Source organism: Rhizobacter sp. P3_B12, assembly GCF_056402895.1.
Window position 1 is genome coordinate 1 of the sequence record NZ_JBFUGN010000565.1, and the last position, 4,035, is coordinate 4,035.

The 4,035-nt window shown below is 70.1% G+C and carries 3 protein-coding genes and 1 pseudogene; 3 read left to right on the forward strand and 1 reads right to left on the reverse strand.

Features of this window, described 5'->3' with window-relative positions:
* The 3 genes and pseudogenes from AC1D01_RS23715 to AC1D01_RS23725 all read left to right on the forward strand — a co-directional run.
* A pseudogene (locus AC1D01_RS23715) lies at positions 1–299 on the forward strand (aspartate aminotransferase family protein); the annotation flags it as partial.
* Complete coding sequence (locus AC1D01_RS23720; protein ID WP_477870696.1) at positions 296–946, forward strand: class II aldolase/adducin family protein; 651 nt, start codon at positions 296–298, stop codon at positions 944–946. The pseudogene AC1D01_RS23715 and the gene AC1D01_RS23720, both read left to right, overlap by 4 nt.
* Before the next feature lie 23 nt (positions 947–969).
* Positions 970–2,151 (forward strand): MFS transporter, encoded by a 1,182-nt coding sequence (locus tag AC1D01_RS23725; protein WP_477870698.1) that lies wholly within the window; start codon positions 970–972, stop codon positions 2,149–2,151.
* Here AC1D01_RS23725 and AC1D01_RS23730 read toward each other — a convergent pair.
* The coding region (locus AC1D01_RS23730; RefSeq protein ID WP_477870700.1) for a chitinase N-terminal domain-containing protein at positions 2,105–4,035 on the reverse strand (1,931 nt) is incomplete at its 5' end. The genes AC1D01_RS23725 and AC1D01_RS23730 overlap by 47 nt on opposite strands.

Sequence of the window (4,035 nt, forward strand, 5' to 3'; positions counted from 1 at the left end):
GGCTGGAGGCGATCATCGCGGCGCGCAGCCTGCCGTACGTGGTCTACAACCTGGGCTCGATCGTGCACCTGCAGACCTCGGGCGTGCTGCTGATGGACACCAGCAGCCTGTACAAGCTGTATCGCGCGAAGGACGAGGCCAAGGCCCGCAAGCACATGATGGAAGAGATGGGCGCGGCCTACACCGCGCACGGGCTGATCACGCTGGCCGGCAGCCGCCTCTACACCAGCCTGGCCGACACCGACGAGGTGATCGACGACGCCCTCAATCGCTTCGACGACGTGTTCAAGCTGGTATGACCACCGACGAGATCCTGCGCACCCAATGGCTGCAGCTGCGCGAACGCCTGCAGCGCAAGCAATTGCTGGGCGGTGCCGAGGCGAGCCTCTCGCTGCGCGTGCCGGGCGCGGCGGCGATGTGGTTCGGCGGCGCGACGCAGGCCACACCGCGGCGCCTGCCGCTGCATCAAGACAACGAAGGAGGGGAAGAGGGCGCCCATGCCGCGGTCTACCGCGCACGCCCTGACGTGGGGGCCATCGGATGGGGGGGCGGGTCGTTCGGCGTCGCGCTGGCCGATTTCGGCGGCACGATGCCGCAGCTGTTCGACGAACAGGCCCGTCACCTCGGCCCGATGGCCCCGCCTGCGTCGACCGCCACGCCGCCGCAGACCCTGGCACGCTCGCTGCAACAACACCGCGGCAACGTGCTGCTGGTGCAGCGCCGCCCGCTGTGCCTGGGCACCACCGCGACGCGCCTCGCGCTGAACGCCGAGCTGTTCGAGAAATGCGCGAAGGCGCATGTGCTCGCGGTGGCCACCGGCGGCCGCGTGCGCGCGCTGCCGTGGTGGGTGCGCTGGATTGCCAACGGCCGCCTGCGAAAGGATGCCTCGCGGGCCGAAGCGCGCTTCGCGCAGGGCCTGCTGCCCGAAGAGAGCAAGGGATACTGAAACACCGCCACGAGGAGACCTGCATGCCCGCGAACGACGCCCCGACGATGCCGTCACGCCAGATCGCCGCGGCGCTGGCCGTCGGCACCATCGCCGTGCTGATGATCGGCGTGCAGCCGATCCTGCTCGGCGAGCTGGTCGATGCGAAGCAGGTGAGCCTGGAGGGCGTCGGCATCGTCGCGATGGCCGAGATCATCATGCTGGGCCTCGGCGTCGCGCTCGGCGATGCGCTGTTGCCGGGCGCGCAGTTGCGGCGCATCACGCTGGCCGCCGCCGTGCTGGCCGCGTGCCTCGACCTGTTGACGATGCGCGCCTCGGGCGATGCCGCGATGACCGCCGTGCGTGCCGCCGCGRGCCTCGCCGAAGGCGTGCTCGTCTGGGGCACCACCGGCGTCATCGTGCGCAGCGCCAACCCGGCGCGCATCGGCGGCATCTTCTTCGTCGTGCAGACGATCGCGCAGGCGGCGCTCGGCGCGTTGCTCGCGCATGCGGTGATCCCGCGTGCCGGGTGGCAGGGCGGTTTCGCGGCGCTGGCCGTGCTGTCGCTGCTGCCGTGCGTGCTGGCCTTCCGGCAACCGGCGCGGCTCGCGCCGCTGGTGGCGCCGGCGGTCTCGGGCTTCCGCTGGTCGGTGGCCACGCTGCTGCCGCTGGCGGTGGCGTTTCTCCAGCTGGCCACGCTGGGCTCGTTCTGGGCCTACCTCGAGCCGCTGGGCAAGGCGGCGGGCTTCGATGCGAAGGCTGCGCAGACGCTGATCGCCGGCGTGCTGGTGATGCAGGTGATCGGCGGCAGCCTCGCCACGGTTGCGGTCGGTCGGCTGCCGGCGCGGCCGACGCTGGTCGCCTGCTCGGCGGTGCTGGCCGCGGTGATGCTGACGCTGCACGCGCTGCCGGCCGGGCGCTCGTTCGATTTCGCGCTCGGCTGCGCGGTGTTCGGCTTCGTGTGGATGTTCATGCTGCCGTTCCACATCGGCCTGGCCTTCGGCACCGACACCAGCGGCCGGCTGGCCGGGCTGGTGCCGGCCGCCCAGCTGCTGGGCAGCGCCTTCGGGCCGCTGATGGCGTCGTTCATCGTCGAGGGCGACGAGGCCGGCGCCGTGCCCTGGCTCAGCGCCGCGTTCGCGGTGGCGGCCGCGGCGCTGTTGCTGGCGCTGCTGGCGATCAGGGCAGCGGCACGACCGCGCCCTGCAGGTAGCGGTTCGCCTTGACGAGCCACCAGCGGTCGTCGGTCAGCGGCTGGTTGCCGAGGCCGATGTTGTCGGTCGAATCGCCGACACCGGCGCCGAACATCAGCGACACCACGCCGGCATTCTTCGCCTCCTGCAGGTGGCTGCCCCAGGTGATCTGCGCACCGTTCGACGTCACCTTCGGATCGCCGGCCGCGTTGGTCTTGTAGTAGCTTGCGGCGAACACGCTCGGCGTCGCGGTGAAGGTGTCGCCGAAGAAGTACGTCGGCGCGGTGTCCTCGTAGTGCTTGCTGGTGGCGTTGGTCAAGGTCGCGAACGGCGCGCCGGTGGCCGGGTTGGTGCCGACCGAGCCGTTCACGTGGCCGGCCGGCAGCTGCCACAGCACCACCGGCTTCTTCAGCGCGGCGTTCAGCGTCTGCACGTAGTACAGGTAGTTGTTCCAGTGGTCGGCGTTGAACTGCCACTTCGCGTTGCCGGCAGCGCCGCCGTCGTAGCCGTACTTGTCGAACGAGATGAAGCTCGCGCCGTAGCTCGTGATGCCGGCCGCGTTGTAGTAGTTCGCGACCCGCTGCGCGCTGGCGGCGATGAACGGCCGGCCGGCCGCCCAGCCCTTCTCGGCGCTGTCGGTGATGTGCATCAGCCCGTTGGTCGAGGCACCGCTCTGCGCATCGCTCCAGATGTTGATCTGCCAGCCGTACCACGCGTTGCGGCTGCGCTTCTGCACGAGGTAGTTGACCGCCTTGACGAGACCCTCGAGCGTGTTCGGGAACTGCGGGTCGGCCGAGGTGAGCACGCCGGCGGTGTACGCCTGGTCCACGCGCGCCATGATCTGCGACGGTTGCAGGCCGGAGTTCTGCATCATGTAGCCGATGAAGTCCGGCTCGATCACGTAGCCCACCGGGTCATCGCCGGCCTCGGTGTTGGCGATATCGATGGTCTTGACCCAGTCCTTGAAATACGCGCCCATGTAGGTCGCGTCCTGGATGTGGGCGAGGTCGGTCGGGTAGCTCTCGCCGCCGTCGGCGATGTTGTAGAACACGAAGACCGGGATCATCCCGAGCTTCTTCGACTCGCGGATGAAGTTGGTGGCGCGGAAGCACGGCACCGTCGTCCAGGTGCACCAGCTGGTGTTGCCGGGCACCGAGGCGCCGCCGTTCAGGTAGATGTAGCGCAGGTCGGCGCGGGTGTTCAGGTCGCCGCTGCCGAAGTTCTGCCAGTTGGCGAGCGCGCTCGCCCCGTCGTCCGAAACCGAGCCGATCGACACGTGCGCCGGCAGGCCCGGCAGGCTGCCGTCGGGCTTCTTCACGCGCACGCCGACCCAGCGGCCGTTGCCGTTGCCATCGACGATGCGGATGCCGGCGCGCCCGGCCCCGAGCGCATTGACGGTGAGCTTGCTGCCGCTGACCGAGGCGGTCGCGACCTTCGGGTTGTTGGAGGCCACCGTGAAGCTCGGGTAGGCGACGCCGGAGACGCTGAGGTCGAGCGTGACGGCGCCGGGGGCGAGCGTGCTCTGCAGCGACTGGCCGCCGACATCCCACTGCTTGATGCCGATCAGCGAGGCGTTGCCGACGGTGGTGGCCGAGGCATYGCTGAGCGTGGCGCCGGCGGCATTGATCAGCTTCAGCTGGTAGGTGTAGAGGCCGAGCTTCTTGCCGGTGATCTGGATCGTGGCCGTCTGGGCGGCGTTGCCGACATCGGCCAGCGTGCCGGACTGGACCTTGACGCCGTCCTCGTACAGCTCCCACGAGGTGCCGCTGATGCCCCACCACTTGTTCCAGACGATCGCGAAGCTGCCGGCATGGTCGTAGTTCTGGATCTGCAGCGTGGGCTTGGCGGGCGCGCCGACGGGGGCGGGTGCGGGCGCCGGTGCCGGTGCCGGTGCCGGTGCCGGTGCCGGTGCGGGCG

Coding starts and splice junctions, on each gene's coding strand:
- AC1D01_RS23720 (WP_477870696.1), top strand. CDS start 296: ATGACCACCGACGAGATCCTGCGCACCCAATGGCTGCAGCTGCGCGAA.